The organism is Vibrio sp. CB1-14, assembly GCF_040412085.2.
GTDB classification, from domain to species: domain Bacteria; phylum Pseudomonadota; class Gammaproteobacteria; order Enterobacterales; family Vibrionaceae; genus Vibrio; species Vibrio chaetopteri.
This window is the reverse complement of the sequence record NZ_CP115920.1, coordinates 2396624-2420433: the sequence shown is the minus strand read 5'-3', so window position 1 is coordinate 2420433 and position 23810 is coordinate 2396624. Positions and strand designations below refer to the sequence as shown.

At 46.9% G+C, this 23810-nt stretch carries 23 protein-coding genes; 16 read left to right on the top strand and 7 right to left on the bottom strand.

The features are described 5' to 3' along the window. Nucleotides 1-2: 2 nt before the first annotated feature. From PG915_RS10940 to PG915_RS10910, 7 genes are all read right to left on the bottom strand, one after another. Complete coding sequence (locus PG915_RS10940; RefSeq protein ID WP_353496559.1) at nucleotides 3-1148, bottom strand: efflux RND transporter periplasmic adaptor subunit; 1146 nt, start codon at nucleotides 1146-1148, stop codon at nucleotides 3-5. A 566-nt stretch (nucleotides 1149-1714) separates the two neighbouring features. Then, the gene (locus tag PG915_RS10935) at nucleotides 1715-2689 is read right to left on the bottom strand and encodes an alpha-L-glutamate ligase-like protein (RefSeq protein ID WP_353496558.1); all 975 of its coding nucleotides are present in this window, start codon (nucleotides 2687-2689) and stop codon (nucleotides 1715-1717) included. Between the two features lie 3 nt (nucleotides 2690-2692). Beyond that, nucleotides 2693-4198, bottom strand: coding sequence for an inactive transglutaminase family protein (locus PG915_RS10930; protein ID WP_353496557.1), 1506 nt, complete (start codon nucleotides 4196-4198; stop codon nucleotides 2693-2695). A 55-nt stretch (nucleotides 4199-4253) separates the two neighbouring features. Beyond that, nucleotides 4254-4988 (bottom strand): ATP-dependent zinc protease, encoded by a 735-nt coding sequence (locus PG915_RS10925; protein ID WP_353496556.1) that lies wholly within the window; start codon nucleotides 4986-4988, stop codon nucleotides 4254-4256. Nucleotides 4989-5144: 156 nt separating this feature from the next. Then, entirely contained in the window at nucleotides 5145-6122 is a 978-nt protein-coding gene (cmoB, locus tag PG915_RS10920) for a tRNA 5-methoxyuridine(34)/uridine 5-oxyacetic acid(34) synthase CmoB (protein WP_353496555.1), read from the bottom strand. Nucleotides 6123-6193: 71 nt separating this feature from the next. Further along, a complete protein-coding gene (gene cmoA, locus PG915_RS10915) occupies nucleotides 6194-6922 on the bottom strand; it encodes a carboxy-S-adenosyl-L-methionine synthase CmoA (protein WP_353496554.1) in 729 nt (242 codons plus the stop codon). Between the two features lie 118 nt (nucleotides 6923-7040). Further along, nucleotides 7041-7919, bottom strand: a complete 879-nt coding sequence (locus tag PG915_RS10910; protein WP_353496553.1) for a DUF72 domain-containing protein — start codon at nucleotides 7917-7919, stop codon at nucleotides 7041-7043. A 268-nt stretch (nucleotides 7920-8187) separates the two neighbouring features. Between PG915_RS10910 and aspS the strand changes: the two genes are divergently transcribed. From aspS to pal, 16 genes are all read left to right on the top strand, one after another. Beyond that, entirely contained in the window at nucleotides 8188-9966 is a 1779-nt protein-coding gene (gene aspS / locus PG915_RS10905; protein WP_353496552.1) for an aspartate--tRNA ligase, read from the top strand. Nucleotides 9967-10769: 803 nt separating this feature from the next. Continuing rightward, on the top strand, nucleotides 10770-11516 hold the full coding sequence (locus tag PG915_RS10900) for a YebC/PmpR family DNA-binding transcriptional regulator (RefSeq protein ID WP_353496551.1): 747 nt from the start codon (nucleotides 10770-10772) through the stop codon (nucleotides 11514-11516). A 13-nt stretch (nucleotides 11517-11529) separates the two neighbouring features. Continuing rightward, complete coding sequence (gene ruvC, locus PG915_RS10895; RefSeq protein ID WP_353496550.1) at nucleotides 11530-12051, top strand: crossover junction endodeoxyribonuclease RuvC; 522 nt, start codon at nucleotides 11530-11532, stop codon at nucleotides 12049-12051. A gap of 172 nt (nucleotides 12052-12223) precedes the next feature. Continuing rightward, nucleotides 12224-13651, top strand: a complete 1428-nt coding sequence (locus tag PG915_RS10890; protein ID WP_353496549.1) for a methyl-accepting chemotaxis protein — start codon at nucleotides 12224-12226, stop codon at nucleotides 13649-13651. An 80-nt stretch (nucleotides 13652-13731) separates the two neighbouring features. Next, entirely contained in the window at nucleotides 13732-14349 is a 618-nt protein-coding gene (ruvA, locus tag PG915_RS10885) for a Holliday junction branch migration protein RuvA (RefSeq protein WP_353496548.1), read from the top strand. A 32-nt stretch (nucleotides 14350-14381) separates the two neighbouring features. Continuing rightward, nucleotides 14382-15389, top strand: a complete 1008-nt coding sequence (gene ruvB, locus PG915_RS10880; RefSeq protein ID WP_353496547.1) for a Holliday junction branch migration DNA helicase RuvB — start codon at nucleotides 14382-14384, stop codon at nucleotides 15387-15389. Nucleotides 15390-15940: 551 nt separating this feature from the next. Further along, the gene (gene cydA, locus PG915_RS10875) at nucleotides 15941-17527 is read left to right on the top strand and encodes a cytochrome ubiquinol oxidase subunit I (RefSeq protein WP_353496546.1); all 1587 of its coding nucleotides are present in this window, start codon (nucleotides 15941-15943) and stop codon (nucleotides 17525-17527) included. A 15-nt stretch (nucleotides 17528-17542) separates the two neighbouring features. Continuing rightward, complete coding sequence (cydB, locus tag PG915_RS10870) at nucleotides 17543-18679, top strand: cytochrome d ubiquinol oxidase subunit II (RefSeq protein ID WP_353496545.1); 1137 nt, start codon at nucleotides 17543-17545, stop codon at nucleotides 18677-18679. Between the two features lie 12 nt (nucleotides 18680-18691). Continuing rightward, the gene (cydX, locus tag PG915_RS10865) at nucleotides 18692-18799 is read left to right on the top strand and encodes a cytochrome bd-I oxidase subunit CydX (RefSeq protein ID WP_006075291.1); all 108 of its coding nucleotides are present in this window, start codon (nucleotides 18692-18694) and stop codon (nucleotides 18797-18799) included. Next, nucleotides 18792-19094, top strand: coding sequence for a cyd operon protein YbgE (gene ybgE / locus PG915_RS10860; protein WP_353496544.1), 303 nt, complete (start codon nucleotides 18792-18794; stop codon nucleotides 19092-19094). The genes cydX and ybgE overlap by 8 nt, the downstream gene beginning before the upstream one ends. Before the next feature lie 184 nt (nucleotides 19095-19278). Continuing rightward, complete coding sequence (gene ybgC / locus PG915_RS10855; RefSeq protein WP_042501935.1) at nucleotides 19279-19698, top strand: tol-pal system-associated acyl-CoA thioesterase; 420 nt, start codon at nucleotides 19279-19281, stop codon at nucleotides 19696-19698. After that, nucleotides 19688-20374 (top strand): protein TolQ, encoded by a 687-nt coding sequence (gene tolQ, locus PG915_RS10850; protein WP_353496543.1) that lies wholly within the window; start codon nucleotides 19688-19690, stop codon nucleotides 20372-20374. Before ybgC ends, tolQ begins: the two co-directional genes overlap by 11 nt. After that, nucleotides 20374-20817 (top strand): protein TolR, encoded by a 444-nt coding sequence (gene tolR / locus PG915_RS10845; protein WP_112460498.1) that lies wholly within the window; start codon nucleotides 20374-20376, stop codon nucleotides 20815-20817. Before tolQ ends, tolR begins: the two co-directional genes overlap by 1 nt. A gap of 13 nt (nucleotides 20818-20830) precedes the next feature. Next, on the top strand, nucleotides 20831-21856 hold the full coding sequence (tolA, locus tag PG915_RS10840) for a cell envelope integrity protein TolA (protein ID WP_353496542.1): 1026 nt from the start codon (nucleotides 20831-20833) through the stop codon (nucleotides 21854-21856). A 34-nt stretch (nucleotides 21857-21890) separates the two neighbouring features. Next, entirely contained in the window at nucleotides 21891-23219 is a 1329-nt protein-coding gene (gene tolB, locus PG915_RS10835; RefSeq protein WP_420884622.1) for a Tol-Pal system beta propeller repeat protein TolB, read from the top strand. Between the two features lie 31 nt (nucleotides 23220-23250). Further along, entirely contained in the window at nucleotides 23251-23778 is a 528-nt protein-coding gene (pal, locus tag PG915_RS10830) for a peptidoglycan-associated lipoprotein Pal (protein ID WP_112460501.1), read from the top strand. Nucleotides 23779-23810 lie beyond the last annotated feature (32 nt).

Here is a 23810-nt window from a genome sequence, read left to right as displayed (position 1 = left end):
CGTTAGCCCTCAGTTGTTGCGCTAGCTACAGTCGAGCTATCAGTAATGTTGGTAGATACGCTTGAGCCAGGTTTTATTTTTTGCAAACCTTCGCTTACAACCTGCTCTCCCGCTTCGACACCAGATTCTACAAGGAAAACTGCGTCTAGTTGCTGGTACCACTTGATATAGCGCTTTTCGATAAGGTTTTTGCTATCGACAACATAGACAAAGTGACCTCCTTGGTCGAACTGAACCGATTCGCTTGGTACAGACAGTGGCGTGAGTGAGTCATCGACGACTTCAACAGTGACGTATTGGCCTGGCAGTAGCAGTAAGTCCGGGTTCGGGAAATTAAGGCGAACCGTGATGGTGCCGGTTTCAACGTCCACACGGTTATCGACGAAGCCGACTTGGCCAAGGTATGGATAGGTTGCACCGTTCGCGAGTTTCAAGTGCACTTCAAAGTCGCTAGCGTGTTTTTCATCAAGTAGCATGGCTTCTTGAAACTCAGCAAGACCCGAGGTTTCGTTTACTGCGATATTCACCCAAGTGGTATCGAGCTTAACCACTGTCGTCAGTGGTTGGCCTTCTGGTGTCACAATGTCACCGATGCTGTAAACAGAATTGCTGACACGGCCATCGATAGGGCTGTAGATCTTGGTCCAGTTCAGTTCAAGCTGCGCGTTATCGAACTCAGATTTAGCGATCTCAAATGCAGCAATGGAAGTGGTTTCTTCTAGCTCGACTTCTTCGAACTCAAGAGGAGAAAGAGAGCCTTCTTTATAAAGCTTGACGGCGCGCTGCAGTGTGCGCTGCGCCTGGAGCATTTTCGCTTTTGTTTTAGCAAGCTCGGCTTTGGCGGCATTTAAACGTACTTGAAATGGCTGTGGGTCGAGTTCGTATAAAAGCTCACCTTTTTTCACGTCCGCACCTTCCGCGACCGCTTTGGTGATCAATCGACCAGAAACCAATGGGCGAATTTGTACATCTTCAGGAGCACGAGTTCGGCCAACATATTCAGTCGTTGGAAACACATCGCTTTGAGTGACAGCGACGGTGCTGACTTCAACAGAAGACGGCAGTAAATCGGTATTTTGTTCAGCACCACATCCAGAAAGAAAAAGAAGTGAAAGCGAGAGGGCGGTGCTTATTGCGGTTTTGGTCATAAAGATCTCCGACGTGCAAACCCGGGGCAGTAAAAGTGGGCGATTGATGAGCACCGCTTTTGGCTATAGCCCCCGAAGTTTGCGAAACAGTGATGGTTCTATTGCATCATTTAGGCGCGAGCATCCTAGACGCAAAGACCTAAACCACTGAGTGAAATGATACAAATATCAATTTATATCGAAAAAACGTCACGACACGGATGTTAAGGAGATACGCAGTACTAAAACAGTCTAATTGTTAGTTAAGTGTCTGAATTGTCGTGGTAATGTCGTTGCGATGAGAGGTTTTATAAAAGCTGGAATTGAAGTGGTGAATGTGAATGGTTTTGGTATTTTTGACTTAATTTGGCTAACCAACTGAATTAATTGATTTATATTTCTATTTGAATCGTTTGGAATAGTTTTGAGGGGGCGAATGGAAAGTGTGAGCTTGATCGCCAGGGTTTAGAAGTGGCTAATGTTTTAGGACAAGGTTTTTGAGAGCACTTTATAGAAAAAACAAAGCGCTCAGGGTGAGGAGCGCTTTGTAGATGCTTTCAGATTGACGAGCAGATTGACGAGTTCATTTAAGCGTCTTCGGCGTGACCGAACATTTTCGCTGCGTACTCGACACGTTCTTCTGGACTAGGATATTCAAAGGGATTTGGCGTACCCAATGACTCGATGTGCTGTAGCCTTGGTAAAATACCACAGCCGTTAGCAATTTGAATCGCAAGTCCTGGACGCGCGTTAAGCTCAAGTACCATTGGACCTTCTTCTTTATCGAGAACCATGTCCGTTCCCATGTAACCTAGGCCTGTCATTTCATACGCGCTAGAGGCAAGCGTGAGCAGTCGTTTCCAATGAGGAACGGCGAGTGTTGCAAGCTCTTTGCCTGTATCAGGGTGAAGGGTGACAGGGCGGTCAAACTGTACCGCACGCACTGCTTTGCCGGTCGCAATGTCGATACCTACACCGACAGCGCCTTGGTGAAGGTTCGCTTTGCCGTCAGAGGCTGAAGTAGACAAACGCATCATCGCCATAACAGGGTAGCCCTGGAATACAATAATACGAACGTCTGGCACACCTTCATAACTAAAGCCATCAAAGCAGTCGTCAAACTTAATCAGGTTTTCAACCACGGCAACATCGTTCTTACCACCAAGTGAGAACAGACCTGCAAGAGTGTTACTGATGTGACGCTCAACATCTTCTTTGTTAATTGTCGCACCAGAGGGCTTAGTGTAAACGCCATCCTTGTGGCTCACTATCACCAAAATGCCTTTACCACCACTGCCTTGCGCTGGCTTAATCACAAAGCCGGGCCAATCTTTAACCATAGCATGGATGTGTTTTGCTTCCGCTTGGTTGTTAACGACGCCGATTAGAGCTGGCGTTGTCGCGCCAGCTTTCTCTGCAATGATTTTGGTTTTTAGCTTGTCATCCACAAGTGGATACTTTGAGCGGTCGTTGTATTTACCGATATAACCATGGTTACGTTGGTTCATACCCATGATGCCGCGATCACGAAGCTTAAAAGGACTGGTTAGCTTTCCAAGCATAGATTAGTCCTCCGTCAGTGGTTTAAAGCGACGCAGTTCAGTGAGTCGGTAACCTGTGTAAGTACCTAGTAGCAAGATACCGCCAAGGATAACCAGCTGCAGACCGATAAAGTTAAACGTTAGGTGCTGAATGTAAGGGTTGGTCATCGCTAGGTAGACAAGTACCGCGGTGAGTAGCGAACCACCACCTTGCAACACAACTTCCTTCGCTCCCTCTTCTTCCCAAAGGATAGACATACGTTCGATTGTCCAAGAAAGGATAATCATTGGGAAGAAGGTAATGGATAGACCTTCTGTCAGACCAATCTTAAATGCGACAACCGTAAAGACAGAGATAATCAAGATTACGGTAATGATTACCGCGGATATCCGAGCGACGAGCAACAGATTGAGCTTGGATAGATAGCTACGAATTACCAGACCCGTACCGACAATCAATAGGAAACCAACAATACCGGTTACTAGCTGAGTTTGTACGAACGCCACCGCAATCAGTACCGGCATGAAGGTACCAGAGGTCTTTAGACCAATCAGAATACGTAGGAACACGACAATCAGCGCGCCGATTGGAATCAGCATGATGGTTTTAAACATGGCTTGCTCTTCAAGAGGCAGGCTATGAATTGAGAAGTTCAACAGACCGTCAGAATCCACTTTACTGTTCGTTGCTTCTTGAGGAGATACCTCTTGAGCGATCATAGTGAAGTGAACTTTACTGTCTTTACCGCCAACAACATCAAGTAGCGATACGTTAGATTCGTCCCAAACAAGCAGATTGGCTTGTTTTTTACCTTCTGTGGATTCTGGAGAGAAGATTTGCCACTTAGCACCGTCCCACACACTCAACATTTGTTGAATAGATTGACGTCGACGACCATCTTCCAGTTCGATAACGCCCACAACCTTGCTTGGTACTTCAGCAAACGCCAGCAGTTTTGCAGCGGCTTGAAGTTTGGTCATGTTGTTAAGAATAAGTGCAGAGTTTTGGCTATCACCATCGTTCAGTGCTTTGATAAGCTCGCGTGTGAAGGTGATGTTGTCAGAGGAGCGAGATTGAGCGCGATCCATCAGGGCAACAGCTGCGGCTTCTTCTGGGCCATCAAAGGTTGGCTTAATCACGTCTTCCGCTGGAGGAGTAGAGCTTGCCAGCGCTTGGTCGTCCACAAGAAATTGGGTTTTGTAGTAGATGGTTTGCGGACCTTGTGCCTCGCGGATTGACCACTCTGCACGGCGACCTGCATCAGAATCGACATATGAGACACCGTAACCTGGAGAAGAGGCTGATTCGCCAATAAGTGTGAATCCTTCTTGAGTGTATGGTGCTGCGAGTGAAACCTTGGCCGGTTTACCAATTGCATTAAACTCGACACGAGCCTCAATGTCCCATACTTGGCGAGTTTCGCCTGGAGTCCATGGTACGCCGTAGGTATCGTGTCTGATGACACTCAGCGCGATACCCGCTGCAATGAGTAATCCTACAGATAGGAAAAATGGAATACGTGAAGTCATAAACAACCTTATTATTGTAATTGCTTCCCTGAAGGAGGTGTTATTTTAAAGAAAACTACTTGTTAGATGAAAGTATATATTGCTGACTTACATCAACTAAAGCAATATCTTTGATAAATTCTCTTCCTAGTAATATAGGGTGGGTCATTTGTGAGCGATCTGCCAGTGTAAATTGAGCTTTTTCATGGATTTTTCCAACACGGATCCAAAGTTCAACCACCGCTCTACGTTCCATTTTTTCACTGGTTGACTGACGAATTTTCACATATCGAATTACTGGCGCTTCTATCCAGCGATCATTTTCTTTGCGGGACTTATCATCAAGAAGTTTGAATTTTACCCACTGCTTACCATCTCTTTCGAATCCTTGAATATCCGATGCACTGAGTGAAGAAGTCACCGCGCCGGTATCCACACGCGCATCAAAACTGCGGTCGAGTATATCGAGGTGGACTTGTTCGACGGAGCCTAAAACAACAGGAGTAGAAGAGGAGGATTTAGGAGCGATAATTGGCAGTGGCTTATTTTGCTTTTCAGCTTGTTCTTCGCCAAGTTGTGCCTGCTTCAAAGCTTCGACTTCTTTAGTGAGTGCGATGACTTCGGTTTCTAAGCTATCAATGTAGTCAGCGTTGTTGCTTAACTGCAGTGTAAGGTTAGTCAGTTTGTTGTCGAGGCGCGCTTCAGATTCTTGAATTGCGCTGATGGTGTTTTGATGAAGTTCTTGGTGATTGACTGTAGAACAACCCGAAAGTAGGCCGATGGCGACAAGAGATGCCAAGCGTTTATACATCTTAAACCCTAAAAAACAATAAAATGGAACTGGAAGGCTAGGGATTTTATCGTAACCAATAGGGAGTGCGATACTCCCTATTGTCAGAGCTGCGTCAGACTTATAAAAGCTCGGTCAAAGTTGCTGTATTTGGCAACAATTTCTCAAAGATTGAGACTATTTGTTTGGGTTTTCAGCGACTAACACAGCGCGTCTAGGTGCTGGATACCCTTCGACAGTTTTGCTTGGGTCGTTAGGATCTAAGTATTCAGGGAGTGAATTATGTGTCATCCAACCTGTGGTACGCTGCTCCTCTGTAGAGGTAACGTTTTCATCTACAATACGAACATTCACAAAGCCAACTTTTTCTAACCATACTTTTAGCGCGCGCGCAGATGGGAAGAAGTACACATTACGCATTTGCGCGTAGCGATCGACGGGGACAAGCACGGCATTTTCATCACCGTCGATAACTAAGGTCTCTAATACGAGCTCACCGCCCGCGACCAACTGGTTCTTCAATTGGATCAGATGATCAAGAGGAGAGCGGCGGTGGTACAAAACACCCATGCTAAATACCGTATCAAATGCTCGAAGTTCCGGAAGCTGCTCGATACCTAATGGTAAAAGGTGCGTGCGCTGGTCGTCGCCCATCAGCTTACGAATTGCTTCAAACTGCACTAGGAATAGATGTGAAGGGTCGATACCCACACAAAGACGCGCGCCTTCACCTAGCATGCGCCACATGTGGTAACCATTGCCGCAGCCCACATCCAATACTGAACGGTTTTTAAGTGGGGAAATGTGCGGCAATACGCGATCCCACTTCCAGTCAGAGCGCCACTCGGTGTCGATATGAATATCGTGAACGCGATATGGGCCTTTACGCCACGGGTGGAAGGTGCGCAGCAGGTTCTCTAGCTTCTTCATTTCACCCATCGCAAGCGGTTCATTGTTCGCGAGTGACACTTCCGATTTCAGTTCAACATTATCAGGTTGACCGGTTGGAATCTTCGCGAGCGCACGCAACCAGCGGTCAAAATCACCGTGCTCGGCATTCTGCCAGTCGGTGAGTTGCTGTGGCAGGATGTTAAGCCAAGGCTGAAGTTTGGTATCTTGAGCGATGAGCTGATAAAAGTTAGCAAAGTTAAACATGAAACTCTCAACAATAATGGGTGACAATAGCTAGGGTAAAAATAGTATGCAGGTTATTTATAGATTGCAGACTACTTAATGGCGAACATAGATCCGAAGTTAAAGCATTGGAACCAGACTTCGTAGCTGGTGAAACCGATCTCTTTAAAGCGCTCTTTGTGCATTGTGATTGAATCAGGACGCATCACATTTTCAATCGCACTGCGCTTTTGACTGATTTCCAGTTCGCTGTAGCCGTTAGCGCGTTTGAAGTCATGATGCAGGTCGATAAGGAGCTCGTTTGAGTTCTCATCTTCAAACACATACTTCTCAGACAGAATTAAAATGCCGCCCGGGCGCAGACCGGCGTAGATTTTTTCAAGCAGCGTCCGGCGATCGTCTGGCGATAGAAACTGTAGGGTAAAGTTAAGTACCACAACAGAGGCATCTTTAATTTCAATATCGCGAATGTCTGCCTCGACAACAGCAACTGGCGTGTCTGAGCGATAGGCGTTGACGTGCAACTTACAGCGCTCAACCATCGCTGATGAGTTATCAACGGCAATGATCTGGCAGCCTTCTTGGCTGATATTACGGCGCATGGATAGCGTTGCCGCGCCAAGTGAACAACCCAAATCGTAAATAGTAGAGTGTGGCTTAGCAAAGCGCTCTGCCAACATACCAATTGCAGAAATAATGTTGCTGTAGCCAGGTACGCTACGCTGGATCATATCTGGAAAGACTTCTGCTACTCGCTCATCAAAGGTGAAATCACCAATTCTGTCGATAGGAGCAGAGAAAATAGTATCTTTATTCTGCATGTTAAGATTCCCCATTGCCGATTCGGACGGACGCAATAAAAAAGGCGCGCATTTTACGTCATTTAACCTGAAATGTCATTATTGCTTTTACAGGCAGTGTCGTAGGGTTTTTGAGCGACTAAAACATGGAGATTTGATGGTCATCTCGAAGACAAGGAAAGGTCGGTTTATCGCTTAAAGTAATGTTGCCGGCTAGTGACGCTTTGAGCTCTTTATATAGCTTGATTGCCAGTTCCGGTGCTTCCACATTGTCAGGCGTGTGGATCATCAAATAGGGCTGCTTACCTTGTTCAATCCATTGTTCCAGTTTCTTCTCCCAGGGTTTAAAAAACGCCAAGTTAGCTTCCATATCAGGGTGGCCAATAAAGCGGATCATTGGATGATCCGCTGTGGCAATGGCATGCACTGGTACTTTGGGCTTTTTGTCGTGAGCATCAATAACCGCTGCGGTGGTAGGCGCCGCGGCAAAAACGGGGCGAGAGTCCATAATAATGCGGTCGATGTGATGCTCCATGAGCCATTGGTTGAAGACTCGCTCTTGTTCGGATTTATTGAAAAAGCCTAAATGCCTCACTTCAACCCCAAGCTTCATCTCAGATGGAAACTTGGTGCAGAACGCTTGCAGGGCAGGGAGATCGGCAGGTGAAAACTTACTTGGCAGTTGTATGGTCCACATACCCACTTTGTGGTGCAAAGGTGCCATGACCTGCAAGAACGCAGTAAGCTCATCTTGGCATTGGTTGAGCATTCGTTCATGAGTAATCGATTTAGGAAGTTTAAAGGTAAAGCGGAAATCATCAGAGGTAGAATCATTCCAACTGGTGACAGTCTTCGCGCTTGGTGTGGCGTAAAACGTTGTGTTGCCTTCGACCGTATCAAATACAGACGCGTAGCGCTCTAAGCGTTCCCCAGGTTTAGTACCTTTTCCGTAGAAAGAGTGCTGCCAGTCATTGTGAGACCACATGGTTAATCCAAGTCGCAATGTCGGTTCACTCATTTCTCATCCTTTCAATGCAAGTCAACAAAAGCCAATAAGGAATAGGATTTGTTGATATTTTGTCCGTTTCAAGTGTTCTAGCTTAGCAACAGGCAATTAAACACAACAATTCTATCAAATTAGGTCGATTTTAGACGATTTTCCGAGTATAAATGAACCTTTGATTTTGTGGGTGGATTTAGTATTGGCGACTTTTCATGCCATCACCCACAATATAGATTTCATATAAACGTTTTCATATAAACAATCGGAAATTGGGAAATTCATTATGCGTAGCCATTACTGTGGTCACCTGAACAAGTCCCTTGCAGGACAAACTGTAGAACTGTGCGGCTGGGTAAACCGTCGTCGTGATTTAGGCGGTCTTATCTTTATCGATATGCGAGATCGTGAAGGTATCGTTCAGGTTGTTGTTGATCCAGATATGGCGGATGCTTATGAAGTAGCGAACCAACTTCGTAACGAATTCTGCATCAAGCTAACTGGTGAAGTTCGTGTACGCCCAGAGAGCCAAGTAAACAAAGACATGGCAACAGGTGAAGTTGAGATCCTTGCAAAAGGTCTTGAAATCATCAACCGTAGCGACGTGCTACCTCTAGACTTCAACCAAACGAACACTGAAGAGCAACGTCTGAAGTACCGTTATATCGATCTACGTCGCCCAGAGATGAGCGATCGTATTAAACTGCGCGCTAAAGCATCAAGCTTTGTTCGTCGTTTCCTAGATGACAACGGCTTCCTAGACATCGAAACGCCAGTACTAACGAAAGCGACGCCAGAAGGTGCTCGTGACTACCTAGTACCAAGCCGCGTGCACAAAGGTTCGTTCTACGCACTTCCACAGTCTCCACAGCTATTCAAACAGCTGCTGATGATGTCTGGCTTTGATCGCTACTACCAAATCGTAAAGTGTTTCCGTGATGAAGACTTGCGTGCTGACCGTCAACCAGAATTCACTCAGATCGATATCGAAACATCATTCATGTCGGCTGACCAAGTACGTGAAGTGACTGAAAAAATGGTTCGCGACATGTGGCAAGAGCTGCTGAACGTAGACCTAGGTCAGTTCCCAGTGATGCCATTCTCTGAAGCGATTCGTCGTTTCGGTAGCGACAAGCCAGATCTACGTAACCCACTAGAGCTAGTGGACGTTGCTGATCTGTTGAAAGACGTTGAGTTCAAAGTGTTCTCTGGTCCAGCAAACGACGAGAAAGGTCGCGTAGCGGTTATCCGTGTACCAGGCGGCGCTAAACTGACTCGTAAGCAAATCGACAGCTATGCTGAGTACGTAGGTATCTACGGCGCGAAAGGTCTAGCATGGATGAAGGTTAACGACCGTGCTGCTGGCATGGAAGGTATCCAATCTCCAGTCGCTAAGTTCCTAAACATCGATGTGATCAACGGTATTCTTGAGCGTACGGACGCAGAATCTGGCGACATCATCCTATTCGGTGCAGACAAAGCAAACACAGTTGCAGAAGCAATGGGCGCGCTACGTCTTAAGATTGGTAAAGATCTTGAGCTTACGGACGAGTCTATGTGGGCTCCACTATGGGTTGTTGACTTCCCAATGTTCGAAGAAGATGGCGAGGGTAACCTGCACGCAATGCACCACCCATTCACGTCTCCTCTTGGCATGACGGCGGAAGAGCTAAAAGCGAATCCAGCAGCTGCAAACTCTAACGCATACGACATGGTTCTAAACGGCTATGAAGTCGGCGGCGGCAGCGTTCGTATCCACAACGCAGAAATGCAAGCAGCGGTATTCGAGATTCTTGGTATCGATGCAGAAGAGCAACGTGAGAAGTTCGGATTCCTACTAGACGCACTGAAGTTCGGTACACCACCGCATGCAGGTCTAGCATTTGGCCTTGACCGTCTAGTGATGCTACTTTGTGGTACAGAGAACATCCGTGACGTTATCGCATTCCCGAAAACAACCGCAGCAGCATGTCTACTAACAGACGCACCAAGCGCAGCAAACCCAGCAGCACTTGAAGAGCTAGCGATTGCAGTAACGGCAGCGAAAGAGAAGAAAGACGCTTAATCTTTCTCAGTGTGTTGCGGCGATCCGCAGCGAGCCTTTAACTCCTCCCTTTTATAAGGGGAGGCTGGGAGGGGTGCTCTTTTCTTGCTTATTGATTGAAATAAAGCAGTAAGATCAAGAGCACCCCCTCTAACTCCCCCTTATTAAGGGGGAGAACAACAGGCTCGTTACTGCGTAACATCGCCAGGCGATGCGTAGCGAGCCTTTAGCTCCTCCCCTTTATAAGGGGAGGCTGGGAGGGGTGCTCTTGTCTTGCTTAATCAATTGAAATAAAGCGAGAAAGCCAAAAGCACCCCTCTAACTCCCCCTTATAAAGGGGGAGAACATCAGGCTAATTACTACGTAATATCGCCAAGCGACGCGCAGCGAGCTTTTAGCTCCTCCCCTTTATAAGGGGAGGCTGGGAGGGGTGCTCTTTTCTTGCTTAATCAATTGAAATAAAGCGAGAAAGCCAAAAGCACCCCCTCTAACTCCCCCTTATAAAGGGGGAGAACATCAGGCTAATTACTACGTAATATCGCCAAGCGACGCGCAGCGAGCTTTTAGCTCCTCCCCTTTATAAGGGGAGGCTGGGAGGGGTGCTCTTTTCTTTCTTAATTGATTGAAATAAAGCGAAAAAGCCAAAAGCACCCCCTCTAACTCCCCCTTATTAAGGGGGAGAACAACAGGCTCGTTACTGCGTAACATCGCAAAGCCCAACACACAACAAAAACTCCCGCATTCGCGGGAGTTTTTGTTTCTAAATTCTGTATAGTTATACCACCCTATAAAAGTCCAAATTCATAGAACTCAAAGGATTAACCATGGCAGGTCACAGTAAATGGGCGAACATTCGTCATCGTAAAGCCGCGCAGGACGCTAAGCGTGGCAAAATCTTCACTAAGCTAATTCGCGAAATCGTCGTTGCCGCAAAAGAGGGTGGAGGCGAGATTGACAACAATCCAAGACTTCGCGCCGCAATCGATAAAGCACTGTCAAACAACATGACTCGCGACACAGTAAACCGCGCGGTGTCTCGTGGTGCTGGTGGTGAAGGTGATGACAACATGGAGACCGTCATCTACGAAGGTTACGGGCCTGGTGGCACAGCTGTGATGGTGGAGTGTATGACGGACAACCGCAATCGTACCGTTTCTGGTGTTCGTCACGCGTTCTCAAAAGCGGGTGGTAACCTAGGTACTGATGGCAGTGTTAACTATCTGTTCGATAAGAAAGGGGTTATCTCATACGCGCCGGGTCTAGATGAAGACGAGGTTATGGAAGTCGCTCTCGAAGGCGGTGCCGATGATATCGAAACCGGTGAAGATGGCGCGATCGATGTATACACCGATCCTACCGAATTTGGCTCGGTTAAAGACGCACTGGACGAAGCTGGGTTTGACGCGTCAAACGCGGAAGTAACCCTAGTGCCTTCAACGAAAGCAGATCTAGATGAGTCTACAGCACCAAAATTGTTGCGACTTATTGACGCATTGGAAGATCTCGATGACGTCCAAGAGGTATACCACAACGGTGATATCTCTGATGAAGTTGCAGCGACGTTAGAGTAAATAGCGAGAAACAATGTCTATTATTTTAGGAATTGACCCAGGCTCACGAATCACAGGCTACGGCGTGATTCGTCAGCAGGGTCGACATTTGCAGTATTTGGGGAGCGGCTGTATCCGGACCTCAGAAAAAGAATTACCCGGTCGACTAAAACAGATTTACGCTGGTGTCAGTGAAATCATTACTCAGTTTCAACCGGATGTGTTCGCCATTGAGCAGGTCTTCATGGCCAAAAATGCCGACTCAGCGCTGAAGTTAGGTCAAGCAAGAGGCAGTGCGATCGTCGCTGCGGTCAACCACGATTTACCCGTTTACGAGTATGCGGCAAGGCTTATTAAGCAGGCCGTCGTGGGTACCGGCGCCGCAGACAAAGCTCAGGTTCAGCACATGGTGATGGCGATGTTGAAGTTGCCTTCTAAGCCACAAGCAGACGCAGCCGATGCGCTCGGCGTTGCTATCTGTCATGCCAACACCAACAAAACGCTCGTCGCGCTTGCTGGTAAAGCGAGTGGTGCAAAGAAAGGGCGCTATCGTTAATCTTGAGGATCGTCTCTTTAAGGCGTTACCGTCTTGGATACCGATAGTTTTAACGATAACCAGCCCACAGTTTTAGAGCTTTTTACCTAGTGCGCCTTGTTAATCATTTGTTAACTTTCTAAGATTGGTCTGATGAGTGAGTCAAAGGACCAATAATAAGGAAAACAAAGGCATGTGGCACAACTTAATAAATAACGCTCAAAGTCTCTCCCGTAATACTCTTCGCAAAGCTGAAATCACCGCTGTATTTACTGTTGTCGCGCTGATCGTTGGTCTGTACAGCGCTATTAAGTGGCAATCTAACGGACATGCATTACTGTTTTTAACGTCGGTACTGCTTATTGCAATCGAAGTTATTGGCTTGGTGGTGTTGCGATTTACCAAGCAAATCACGCTAGCGCTCAATATCGGCTTCCTTGGGATGGTTGTTCATGCAGTGAACATCATTTATCAAAGCGGCGGCATCGTAGATTCTACTCAGGCATTTTGGGCACCTTTGCTCATTGTCGCTTTCTACCTCTCGGCTTCTAGAGCGATGGCGCTGACTTGGAGTGTCGGTATTCTGCTGGTCGCGGGCGTTATGACTTACCTTCACACTAGTGGCTTTTCATTCCCAACGATTTCACTATCGGCCTCTAAGCAAAATGTAGAAATTTGGTCTGGCATGCTGCTGCCACTTTGCGTGATTTGTTTTGCCCAGAGCTTTACCGCGAAGCAAAAAGAGAGTGCAATTCATCGTGCAGAAAAAGCGATGAAAGAGAGCAAACTGCAAGCCGAAAAAGCCTCGCAAGGTGAAAAGCGCATGGATGGCATGTTAGTGACCGTAAACGCCAGTGTGAAAGAGCTTGATGAAGTGATACATCAGGTAAATACGCAATCATCGCAGCTAAACTCAAACGTACAGTCGCTTGGCATGAACAGTGCTTCACAGGCGAGCGCTGCAGAAGAAATGAGCCAGCAACTAGAACAGTTGTCTTCGTTTACTCAAGAGTCTGTGAACTTCATGGAGCAAGTTATTGGTCAAACCGACGCGATCAAGCAGCAAGCAGAAAGCAGCTCGGAAATGCTTAGTGCGTCCACTGAGGCGATTGCCAATATCGATAGTAGTAACCAAAAAGTCGTGTCTGTCATTGAGCTAATCACCTCAGTGGCTGAACAAACCAATTTGCTGGCACTCAATGCAGCCATTGAAGCTGCGCGAGCGGGTGACCATGGCCGCGGCTTTGCGGTCGTTGCTGAGCAGGTGAGGGAGCTCTCTTCGAAAACCAGTAACTCAGTTGAGGAAATTCGCACCTTAATCAGCAACAGTCAGCAGCAGATTGACTCAGGGCAACAGACAATCCAGACCACGGTGAAAGAGCTCAGCCAGATGATTGAGCAAGTCCAAGTCATTTCAACTGAAATCACCGACCTCAGTCACTTAGTTACCCAGCAAAACCAAGCGATAGGGGAGCTAGATCAAGCGAGTAGCGATGTGGCACGCTCGGTAACAGGGAGCAAAGCAATTGCTGAGGATATTCAAACCATCAGTGACGAGCTCAATCAACAGATAGCAGAAGGCACTGAGCTCTCCGAGCGACTGCGCTCGGCTATGAGCTAAAATGTGAAGAGAATAACTGGATACCCATCCAGTTATTCTATATCCTAAGCCCTATTGCAACGAACAATGAGACATAGACTGTGATAGGACGACTGCGTGGCACGCTAATCGAAAAACAACCTCCTGAACTACTGATTGAAGTTGGTGGCGTAGGGTACGAAGTTCAAATGCCAATGAGCTGTTTTTACGAGCTGCCAGAAATTGGTCAAGAAGCCATTATTTACACCCATTTTGTCGTTCGTGAAGACGCACAGCTTCTTTACGGATTCAATACCGTGCGAGAGCGCGCTCTGTTCCGCGAAGTGATCAAAGCCAACGGTGTCGGTCCTAAGTTGGGGTTGGGTATCCTATCTGGTATGTCTGCCAGCCAATTTGTCTCGTGCGTTGAGCGCGAAGATATCTCCACCCTTGTTAAACTGCCTGGTGTGGGTAAGAAAACCGCTGAACGTCTCGTCGTTGAAATGAAGGATCGCCTTAAAGGTTGGGGCGCTGGTGACCTGTTTACGCCAGCGACGGACGCTGCGCCGATGGACAGTGCTGGTGCGATGTCTAGCGAAAGTGCCGAAGAAGAAGCGGTAAGCGCGCTGCTTGCACTGGGTTACAAACCAACGCAAGCATCGAAAGTGGTTTCTCAAGTAGCGAAGCCAGACATGACCAGTGAAGCGCTGATCCGTGAAGCACTGCGTACTATGGTTTAATGACCAAGCGGTATTTTTAGAGAGACAGTTAGATGATTGAAGCCGATCGCTTAATCGCCCCAGAAAACCCAGTTTTCCGTGATGAAGACGTCATCGATAGAGCTATTCGTCCTAAGAAGTTGGCTGACTATGAAGGTCAGGATCACGTTAGTGACCAGATGGAAATTTTCATCAAGGCCGCACAGCTACGTAACGAAGCGCTCGATCATTTATTGATATTCGGACCTCCTGGTTTGGGTAAGACCACGTTGGCGAATATCGTTGCCAACGAGATGGAAGTAAACATCCGTACCACTTCTGGCCCAGTGCTTGAAAAAGCCGGCGACCTTGCTGCGCTGTTGACCAATCTTGAAGAAAACGATGTACTGTTCATCGATGAGATCCACCGTTTAAGCCCAATGGTGGAAGAGGTGCTGTATCCGGCGATGGAAGATTACCAGCTGGATATCATGATTGGTGAAGGGCCTGCGGCTCGCTCAATCAAGATTGACTTGCCGCCGTTTACGCTCATTGGTGCAACGACGCGCGCGGGCTCATTGACGTCACCGCTTCGTGACCGATTTGGCATCGTTCAGCGTCTTGAGTACTACAAGATTGCCGACCTTCAAAATATCGTGCAGCGCAGTGCTCGTTGCTTGGGCTTGTCGATGGATCCAGAAGGGGCGTTAGAAATTGCCCGTCGAGCTCGTGGTACACCTCGTATTGCTAACCGACTGCTACGCCGTGTGCGTGACTATGCAGAGGTGAAAGGTAACGGGCATATCTGTGCTGACATTGCAGACAAAGCTCTGAACATGCTTGATGTCGATAACCAAGGTTTCGATTACATGGATAGAAAACTGCTGCTCTCCATCATGGAGAAGTTCTCTGGTAGCCCTGTCGGGTTAGATAACCTAGCAGCAGCGATAGGTGAAGAGAAAGACACTATCGAAGATGTCATTGAACCTTACTTGATTCAGCAAGGCTATCTGCAACGAACCCCGCGTGGGCGTATTGCCTCAGATAGAGCCTACTTACACTTTGGAATCGATAAAGTTTAAAGCCGCGATGTAAGACTGTGATACGCAACTCATGTTCTACATCACAGAAATGAAATTTGTCAGACCAATTATTGAGCTGCATATTTGTAAAGTAATATTGCGAATATGCGGCTTTCTTTTATTTACATGTCCTATCACTAGAATCTATCAATTTCGTGATTTTTGTTCACACGGTTACGCACATTGTTTATAATCCCTTGCCAATAAAGGGGTATTAGCGGCTGCTAATTTTCTTTTTTTGCTCACCACATCAAACTCTCTTTCCAAGTAAATTTGATCTGAATCAGTGTGATTAAAGATCGTACAATTCACTTCTTCTATTTATTGACTTACATCAAAGCATTTTCCTGAATAAACCTTTTGAAACCGATTCAATTTCCCAGTAATATTAGCTCAAGCTATATTAGCGCAAGCTTAACAATTAACTAACCATTGAGGTACATTTTTGCAACAAGGATGCTGATTTGCTCAACAAGTTTAATTTCCATTAAACAAGTATCCTCGGCGCATAATGTAGAACGTGTCGTTCAGCCGACACAAAAGGAGTTATCATGATAGACGTTGTTGATCTGTCGAGATTGCAATTCGCAATTACGGCAATGTATCACTTCTTGTTCGTTCCATTGACTCTAGGTATGGCATTCTTACTTGCCATCATGGAGTCCCTCTACGTAATGACCAACAAGCAAATCTACAAGGACATGACCAAGTTCTGGGGTAAGCTATTTGGTATTAACTTCGCCCTAGGTGTGGCTACCGGCCTTACCATGGAATTCCAGTTTGGTACGAACTGGTCCTACTATTCCCATTACGTGGGTGATATTTTCGGTGCGCCGCTGGCGATCGAAGCCCTCGTTGCCTTCTTCCTCGAATCCACCTTTGTCGGACTCTTCTTCTTCGGATGGGATAGGCTTTCAAAACGTCAACACTTAGCCGTTACCTGGTTGGTTGCACTTGGTTCTAACTTCTCAGCACTTTGGATCCTAGTTGCGAACGGTTGGATGCAGCACCCAGTGGGCGCAGAGTTCAACTTCGAAACCATGCGTATGGAAATGGTTAGTTTCGCAGAAGTGGTGCTCAACCCAGTTGCTCAAGTTAAGTTTGTTCACACAGTAGCGTCAGGCTATACCACAGGTGCGATGTTCGTGCTGGGTATCAGTGCTTACTACCTACTGAAAGGCCGTGATGTGGCGTTTGCTCGTCGTTCATTCGCGATTGCAGCGTCGTTCGGTATGGCTTCTATCCTTTCTGTTATCGTTCTTGGTGACGAATCTGGTTACGAGCTTGGTGACGTACAGAAAGTGAAACTTGCGGCTATCGAAGCAGAGTGGCATACAGAGCCAGCTCCAGCAGCGTTCACTGTGTTTGGTCTACCAAACCAAGACAAGATGGAAACCGACTTTGCGCTTAAGATCCCATACGTAATGGGTATCATCGCAACACGTTCTATCGATACACCAGTTCAAGGTCTTCGTGACCTACGTGAAGAGCACGTGGATCGTATCCGTAACGGTATGTACGCTTACGAACTTCTAGAAAAACTGCGTGCAGGTGAACGTACAGACGCAAACATAGAAGCGTTTGATGATGTGAAGCAAGACCTTGGTTACGGTCTACTGCTTAAACGTTACACCGACAAAGTTGTTGATGCGACAGAAGATCAAATCCAAGCGGCTGCGGATGACTCTATCCCAACAGTTTGGCCACTATTCTGGTCGTTCCGTATCATGGTTGCGTGTGGCTTCATCATGCTATTCGTCTTCGGTGCGGCATTTATTCAGACATGTCGTCAGAAAATTGAACAGAAAAAATGGATCCTTAAAGCGGCACTATTTAGCATTCCACTACCATGGATTGCAGTAGAAGCCGGTTGGTTTGTTGCTGAATTTGGTCGTCAGCCATGGGCCGTAGGTGAAATCCTGCCTGTACACGTGGCAGCATCAGCACTGACAGCAAGTCAGATCTGGACATCACTATTCGCAATCATCGCTCTATACACGGTGTTCCTAATTGCAGAAGTTTACCTAATGGTGAAATTTGCACGCAAAGGCCCGAGTAGCTTGAAGACAGGTCGCTACCACTTCGAACAAAACGTCGAAACGGTAGAGAACAAAGTTAGTCGTCAAGTAGAAGCGTAAGCAAGGAGAAAAAGAATGTTTGATTACGAAGTCTTACGATTCATCTGGTGGATACTGATCGGCGTACTGTTTGCTGGTTTCGCTATCACCGATGGTTTTGATATGGGGGTAGGTGCACTTGTACCTATCCTAGGTAAAACGGACACTCAGCGCCGTGTAATGATTAACTCTATCGCTCCACACTGGGACGGTAACCAGGTTTGGCTAATCACCGCCGGTGGTGCGTTATTTGCTGCTTGGCCGCTAGTGTACGCGACGTCGTTCTCGGGTTTCTACCTAGCAATGATCCTTACTCTAGCAGCGCTTTGGCTACGTCCAATCGGTCTAGATTACCGCTCTAAGCTAGAAGACAAACAGTGGCGTAACGCTTGGGATATCGGTATCTCAATCAGTGGTTTCGTACCACCACTTATCTTTGGTGTGGCGTTTGGTAACCTACTACAAGGTGTACCATTCCAGTTAAGCGACTTTATGATGCCGACTTACCACGGTTCATTCTTCGGCCTGCTTAACCCATTCGCACTATTGTGTGGTCTGGTAAGCCTGTTCATGATCCTGCTTCAAGGTTCAACATGGCTACAAATGAAGACTACAGGTGATATCCATACTCGCGCTCGCAACACAGCGCAAATCATGGGTCTACTCACAGTAGTGGCATTTGTAGGTGCAGGTTTCTGGATCCAAGGTATCGATGGTTACCTAGTAGTAAGCAGTATCGATGGCAACGCGGCTTCAAACCCACTAGTTAAAGAAGTGGTTCGCGAAGCCGGTGCGTGGATGACGAACTTCGAGAAGTACCCACTACTATGGATTGCTCCAGCACTAGGTGTGGTTATGCCTCTACTAGCGGTTCTAGCGTCTCGTCTTGAGAAGTGTGCAATTTCATTTATTGCTTCTTCTCTGGCGAACGGTGGCATCATCTTTACTGCTGGTTTTGCAATGTTCCCATTCGTAATGCCAAGCAGCCTGAATCCAAACCACAGCTTGACTATGTGGGATGCGACGTCAAGTGAATTGACTTTGAACCTAATGACAGCGGTAGCGTTTGTTATGGTTCCAGTAATTCTTAGCTACACAGCTTGGACTTACTACAAAATGTTTGGTCGTCTTGATGACAAGTTCATCGAAGAAAACAAGAATTCACTTTACTAAGGAGCATTTAACATGTGGTATTTCGCTTGGATTTTAGGTGTTCTATTGGCTTGTGCGTTCGGTATCATCAATGCACTTTGGCTTGAACACAGTGAGATGATGGACGAAGACAGTGAGTAAGCTTAACCAACAGTTGGAGCAGATTCACAAGCCTATGGATAAGGTGCTACTTCGCGCCTTATCACTGGTGCTTGGTTTTGCCAACGCAGGTCTGTTCATGTGGAGTCCAGAGGGCTACGACGCAGCCATCGGTGGCTTTGCACCATGGTTAGGACTGGCGTTTGTATTGTCTCTCTGTTCAAGTATGGTCTACGGTATCGGCTTCAAACCAAGGTTTTGGTTGTGGCAACTGGTGTTTAGCCCGTACTTGTCACTAACTGTGTTGAGTTACTTAACGTTAATGTACGTTTTTTAGAATAAACCCGAGCCATTGCTCGGGTTTTTTACTTTTTGAAACAATGAAAAGCGAGTAATCGCTAATATCTTCATCAATTAAGTGTAAATTTTGGCACTTTAATCAAAAATTCTTGTCAGCACTTATAACAATCACAATGAGTTGCGTTATATTAATGCGTAGTTTTATTTAGGAAGTGATCAGTTTGTCTCAGTTATCATCGTATTTCGAATTTCCTGTGACCGTTTATTACGAAGACACGGACGCGGGAGGTGTCGTTTACCACTCGAACTACCTCAATTTCTTTGAACGTGCCCGCACCGAGCTACTTAGAAGCAAAGGTGTCAATCAGCGTGTGTTGCTAGAAGAGCATACTGGCTTTGTGGTTCGTCATATGGATATCGACTTTATCCGTGGTGCACGCTTGGATGACCAGCTCACCGTAAAAACCTATATTGAAGAATTTAAGAAAGCGTCGCTAACCTTTGCTCAAGAAATTGTCGACCAACAAGGTGTGACAATAGCGAAAGCACTGGTTAAAGTGGCGTGTATAGATAATGTTAAAATGAAGCCGAAGGCTATTCCTTCGTCTATCTTAGTGGAGTTAAAACACAGTGACGGCTGATATTTCATTTGTAGACCTCATACTCGAGGCAAGCCTACTTGTTCAATTGGTAATGCTGATTCTGATGGGCATGTCAGTCGTATCTTGGGCGATGATCATCAAGCGCAGCAAAGTGCTAAAAGAAGCCACCAAAGAATCTGAGGCGTTTGAAGACCGTTTTTGGTCAGGCGCTGATCTTTCTCACATCTACCAAGATGTGAAAAAGCGCAAAGATGAGCTTTCAGGTACAGAAGAGATTTTCTACTCTGGTTTTTCCGAGTTTTTGCGCCTTCGTAAATCAAACGCCGACTCTCCAGCTTTCATTATGGAAGGGACTGGTCGCTCAATGCGCGTTGCTGTTTCCCGTGAAGTGGAAGAGCTAGAAACTAACTTGCCATTCCTAGCGACCGTTGGCTCTATCAGCCCCTACATCGGTCTGTTTGGTACCGTTTGGGGTATCATGCACGCGTTTATCGCGCTTGGCGAAGTAAAACAAGCCACGCTTGCCATGGTAGCGCCAGGTATCGCAGAAGCCTTGATCGCAACGGCAATGGGTCTATTTGCGGCGATTCCTGCCGTTATGGCGTTTAACCGTCTTAGCAACAAAGTGAGCAAGCTAGAACACAACTACGCAACCTTCTCTGAAGAGTTCCACAGCATTTTGCACCGTCAAGCGATGGCCGCTAGGGAGCAATAATGGCTGGCTACCAACCGAAAAAACGCAAGCTGACCTGTGAGATTAACGTCGTACCTTATATCGACGTTATGCTGGTGTTACTTATTATTTTCATGGTGACGTCGCCTTTTGTTACTCAAGGGGTGGATGTTGAGCTACCTAAGACCTCAACGGCACAACCAGCGTCTGAACTTGCTGGTGATACCGATGCGAGCTTTATCATTGTTGAAGTAGACCGTGACGGGAACTTAGGGCTAAGCGTTAACAATGAGGACGTGAAACGAGGTTTGAGTCTGCAAGACATTATTGTACGAGTTAAAGCTGAGCTTTCGATTAATCCTAACTCTCCAGTCGCAGTGGGTGGTGATGCTTCCACGCCATACGCAGAGGTGGTCTTACTGTTGGATGAGCTTAGCCAAGCCGGTATTCCAAAGGTTGGCCTACTCACGGATCTAAGGGAATAGTTGTCGCAGCCGTATGAAAAGCAATAAGCACACTAAAAACAGCTACGGAAAGCCAATTGCGATCTCTTTGCTTGCTCACGCATTGCTTGTCGCCGCATTACTGTGGGGTACCGACTTTAACATGGATAAAGCGGAGCCAACCGGAATGGTGCAAGCCGTGGTGATCGATCCAGCGCGCGTTCGTCAGCAAGCGGCAGAAATCCGCAAGCAGCGTGAAACCGCAGCTAAAAAAGAGCAAGACCGTCTTGATAAATTGCGTCGTGAAAGTGAACAGCTAGAACGTAACCGCAAAGCTGAGGAAGAGCGCATACGTAAGCTGAAAGAGCAGCAAGCGAAAGATGCTCAAGCCGCTCGCGAATCAGAAAAGCGTCGTAAGGTAGAAAAAGAGCGTGCCGAAAAAGCCGAAGCTGAGCGTAAAGCCAAAGAAGAGGCGATTCGCATAGCTGAGAAAAAACGCATAGCTGAAGAAGCCGCGATTGCTTTAGCCGCGCAGGAGCGTCTAGAACAAGAGCGAGCTGTAAAAGAAGCGCAAGAAAAAGCTCAGCGTGAACGTGAAGCCGCAGAGCGTGCCGAGCAAGAACGTATAGCCCAGGAAAAAGCCGCGGCTGAAGCAGCCGAAAAAGCGCGTATCGAGAAAGAGCGACTTGAGCAAATAGAGCGCGATCGAAAAGAGCAAGAGGCGGCGCTGAACGATATTTTTTCAGGACTAGAAAGTGAAGCCGCGAGTAACTCCGCGGCTCGTTCCAGTCAGGTCGATATCGAACTTGCCAAAATGGGTGAGATCTACAAGCAGCTTATCCAGCAGCACATTCTCACCGACTCCAGCTTTCGCGGTAAAGAATGCCGTGTAAACCTGCAATTGATTCCCGCTGGTAGCGGTGCGATTGCAGGGACAGTAAAAGTATTAGAGGGCGATGCTCGCTTGTGTAATGCCACCAAAAGTGCCATTTCACAGGTTCGTTCGTTTCCTCTCTCCGAATTTCCTGAAGTTAATGCTCAGCTAAAGAACATTAACTTGACATATAAGCCACAGTTATAAGGAAAAACCTGTGATTAAGCGAATATTACTAGGAATGGCAATGGTCATGAGTTTTGCTACTCAAACTGCCAACGCCGCATTAGAACTTGTTATCACCGATGGTATTGACTCAGCAAGACCGATTGCCATTGTGCCTTTCAAATGGGAAGGTGAGGGCAAATTACCGCATGATGTCTCGGCGGTGATTGCTTCTGACTTGCAGCGCAGTGGTAAATTTAGCCCTGTTGCAACCAGCAAAATGCCGCAAACGCCTTATGATGCATCGGCAATTAATTTTGAAGCGTGGACTGGCCTTGGCGTTGATTCACTTCTTACCGGCACTATCGTTAAAAATGCTGAAGGCAATTACGAAGTGAGCTATCAGCTCGTTGATGTAGTTCGTGGTCAGCTCACCGGTGGACAGTCAAAAGCACTGAGCGACGATGGCCAATTAGTGCTATCTAACGACCATATTCTATTCAAGAAGAAAGCGACCGTTCCTGGTCCACGTCTTCGTGAATATGCACACCGCATTTCGGATCTTGTCTACGAAGAGCTTACAGGCGAGCGCGGTGCGTTTTTAACTCGCATCGCTTACGTAGTGGTTAACGACAAAGACGCGTACCCATACCAAATGCGTATCGCGGATTACGACGGCTACAACGAGAAGATGGTACTTCGCTCAAAGCAGCCGTTGATGTCTCCAGCTTGGTCACCAGATGGTAAGCAATTGGCTTACGTTAGCTTCCAAAATGGCCAAGCAGAAATCTTCATCATGAATATCTACACAGGTAAGCGTGAGAAGGTAACGTCATTCCCTCGTCACAATGGTGCGCCAAGATTCTCTCCGGATGGGAAGTCTCTCGCAATCACCTTGTCGAAGACTGGGCAACTGCATGTATATACGCTAAATCTGGAAACCAGAAAACTGCGCCAAATTACCCGCGGCCGATCAAATAATACAGAACCGTTCTGGAAACCAGACGGTAATTCCCTTATTTTTACGTCGGATAGGGGTGGTAACCCTCAGATTTATGAAGTAAATTTGTCTGATGGTAAAACCAATCGTATCACGTGGCAGGGTAGCCAAAACCTCGGTGGGCAGATCACCCCTGATGGTCGTTACCTCGTGATGGTGAATCGTTCCAACTCTGGATTCAATCTTGCAAAACAAGATCTAGAAACAGGCTCGGTACAGATCCTCACCAAAACACTGCTTGATGAATCACCAAGCATCGCACCAAATGGTGGCATGGTGATATACAGTTCCATCTATAACAAAACTAACGTCCTTTCGATGGTATCTATTGATGGGCGATTTAAAGCTAGATTACCGGCTACAAACGGGCGCGTAAGAGCTCCTGCATGGTCACCGTTTTTATAGCAATTAAATTTTTTAGGTTAAGGAAATAACAATGCAATTAAACAAAGTTTTTAAGGGGTTGCTAATCGCACTGCCAGTTCTTGCAATGACGGCGTGTAGCTCAAGCGACGACGCTGCGTCATCAACAGGTGCAGAGACGAACAACCAAACGCAACAAGAAACAACAACTGTTGCGACACCAATTGATGAGAATGCACAGCTAACTGAACAAGAGCTAAAAGAAAAAGCACTTCGTGAAAACCAAACGATTTACTTTGCATTCGATAACTCTACTATCGCTGGTGACTACGAAGATATGCTTGCAGCACACGCAGCATACCTAAGCAAAGATGCATCACTACAAGTGACTATCGAAGGTCACGCAGATGAGCGCGGTACACCTGAGTACAACATCGCACTAGGCGAGCGTCGTGCACAAGCTGTTGCTAAGTACATCCAAGCTCTTGGCGTACAAGCAGACCAAATCTCTATCGTTAGCTACGGTGAAGAGAAACCACTAGTACTAGGTCAATCTGAAGACGCGTACGCGAAAAACCGTCGCGCAGTGCTAGTTTACTAATCCAATCTGCCCAAGATTGAACATGTTGCAGC